The organism is Paracoccus sp. TRP (assembly GCF_000185925.1).
Taxonomy (GTDB): Bacteria; Pseudomonadota; Alphaproteobacteria; order Rhodobacterales; family Rhodobacteraceae; genus Paracoccus; species Paracoccus kondratievae.
Genome location: NZ_AEPN01000104.1, coordinates 1 through 2,521, shown reverse-complemented (window position 1 = coordinate 2,521; position 2,521 = coordinate 1). Strand labels below are relative to the sequence as shown.

Genomic DNA, 2,521 nt, shown 5'->3' with positions numbered 1-2,521 from the left:
TGTCAACGGCGGAGCAAAAGTCGGCCGGGGCGGCGGCGTAAAGTCCGGCCAGTTGGGGGGTGCGCCATGGCGCGCGCGCTGGCCACATAGCTGGCGCGAGCCATGGCGCACTGGCCCCTTAGGGCCAATCGTGGGTAGATATTTTATGGTGATCAGCGCTGTTTACGGGCTGTGCTGTTGGCGAGGCGATAGCTTTCGTCGTTCATCTCGATGATGTTGACGTGGTGGGTCAGTCGGTCGAGCAGCGCGCCGGTGAGACGCTCGGAACCGAAGGTTTCCGTCCATTCATCGAAGGGCAGATTGCTGGTGATCAGGGTCGATCTGCGCTCATAGCGCTGCGAGATCAGCTCGAACAGCAATTCGGCGCCGGTCTTCGACAACGGCACGAAGCCAAGTTCGTCGATGATGAGCAGCTTGTATCCGGCCATCTGCTTCTGGAAGCGTAGCAGGCGGCGTTCATCGCGGGCCTCCATCATCTCGCTGACCAGCGCCGCAGCGGTGGTAAAGCCAACGGACAGGCCCTTCTGACAGGCGGCCAGCCCGATGCCGAGGGCGACATGGGTCTTGCCGGTGCCGGACGGGCCGAGGGCAATGACATTCTCGCGCCGTTCGATCCATTCGCACCGGGCCAGTTCCAGCACCTGTATCTTGTTCAGCTTCGGGATAGCCGCAAAGTCGAAGCTGTCGAGGCTTTTGACGGCCGGGAACTTCGCGGCCTTGATGCGACGGTCCACCATCCGCCGTTCTCGATCGATCAGTTCAAGTTCGACCAGCCGGGCTAGGTATCTAACATGGTCCAGCCCTTCCGTCGCGCATTGGCGGGCCAGTTTCTGATGCTCGCGCAGGAAGGTGGGCAGCTTCAGCGCCTTGAGGTGATGGGCGAGCAGGATTTCCGGCGCATCATTCATGCCGCGCCCTCCGCACCGACCGAGAGTAGCCGCATGTAAGATACGGCCCTGGTCTTCTCGACTGTGGCCTTCGGCAGGTAGGGATAGCAGTCGAGGTCCAGGCGCGGTGGTCGGCGCTCCACCCGGCAAAGCAGAAGATGCTTCACTGCATCAAAGCTGATCGCCCCCATCCGGAGGGCCTGCGTCACGGCAGCCCGCAGATCGGCGAGATCGAAAGTCTCCAGAAGCCGCAGAACCTGGACATATTCGCGTCGGCCATGGCGGTTCATCCGCGCCTCCATCAGCCGGCGCAACGTGGCGAACTCCTCTGGTAGGTCCCAGCCCTGCAACGGTGCTGCCTGGTCGAGCGCATTGATCTTCTGCTCGATCAGCGGAAGGTAATGGATCGGGTCGAAGACGATCTCATCGCGTTCCCAGCACCGGGGATGGCGGGCGATCACCTCGCCACGACTACCGATCACCACTTCATGCATATAGGCCCGGATCCAGACATCCTGATGGCCGTAGGCGACGGGCACCGAGTAGTCGTTGGTCTTGTAGCGCACGAGCGATTGCGACGAGACGCGGCCGGTCTCCTGATCGCAGGCATCGAAGGGAGCCGCAGGGAGCGGGCGCATCGCGGCAAGGTCACGCTGCAGTCTTTCCCCGATCGTCTCGCTTTCACCGCGCAAGACAGCACGCTGTCGCTTGCGGCATTGCTCCTCCAGCCAGAGGTTGAACGCTTCCCAGCTCGCGAACTCCGGCATCGGCACCATGAAGTTACGCCGCGAATAGCCCACCAGACCCTCGACATTACCCTTGTCGTTTCCCTTGCCCGGGCGGCCATAGCGATCCCGGATCAGGTAATGCGACAGGAAGCCGCTGAACAGCTCCGCCCGCTTGCGGGTGCCGTCGGGCAGGATCTTCGCCACAAGGCAGCGGTCGTTGTCGTAGAGCACAGACTGGGGAACCGCGCCGAAGAACGCAAAGGCATGGATGTGGCCGTCAACCCAGGCCTCGGCCACCGCCGCAGGGTAGGCCCGCACATAGCACGCATCGCTGTGCGGCAGGTCCAGCACGAAGAAGTGGGCCTTCTGCTCGACGCCCCCGATCCGGACCTGCGCCTCGCCGAAGTCGGCCTGAGCATGGCCCGGCGGATGCGACAGCGGCACAAATACCTCCTGGCCCCGCCGTTCCCGCTCCCGAATGTAGTCCTTGATGATCGTATAGCCGCCGGTAAAGCCGCACTCATCGCGAAGCCGGTCGAACACCCGCTTGGCCGTATGCCGCTGCTTGCGCGGCATCGAACGGTCCGCCTCCAGCCAGCCCTCGATGATCGGGATGAAAGGATCAAGCTTTGGCCGCCTGACCTCGGCCGTCCGTCGGTAGCCCGGTGGCACCGAGAAGGTCATCATCTTCGCAACCGTGTCACGCGAGATGTTGAACACCCGCGCCGCTTCCCGCTGGCTCATGCCTTCCGCGCAAGCCTGGCGAACTCTCAGATATAGGTCCACGCTGTAAATCCTCACGCCCTCCCTGCCGCCGCAGAAAGGGAATAGGTGGACGACTTTTACGCCGCCCGCAGCAGCACCAAGCCACCGCTACCGTGGACGAATTTCCCACCGCCGTTCTCA

General features: G+C 63.0%; 2 protein-coding genes. Both read right to left on the bottom strand.

Features of this window, described 5'->3' with window-relative positions; genetic code table 11:
* Window positions 1-152: 152 nt before the first annotated feature.
* On the bottom strand, window positions 153-908 hold the full coding sequence (gene istB, locus PARACOCCUSGL_RS0119990) for an IS21-like element helper ATPase IstB (RefSeq protein WP_010400875.1): 756 nt from the start codon (window positions 906-908) through the stop codon (window positions 153-155).
* A complete protein-coding gene (istA, locus tag PARACOCCUSGL_RS0119985) occupies window positions 905-2,359 on the bottom strand; it encodes an IS21 family transposase (RefSeq protein ID WP_083825881.1) in 1,455 nt (484 codons plus the stop codon). Before istA ends, istB begins: the two co-directional genes overlap by 4 nt.
* Between the last annotated feature and the right edge of the window lie 162 nt (window positions 2,360-2,521).

Coding starts and splice junctions, on each gene's coding strand:
- istB (WP_010400875.1), bottom strand. CDS start 908: ATGAATGATGCGCCGGAAATCCTGCTCGCCCATCACCTCAAGGCGCTG.
- istA (WP_083825881.1), bottom strand. CDS start 2,359: ATGAGCCAGCGGGAAGCGGCGCGGGTGTTCAACATCTCGCGTGACACG.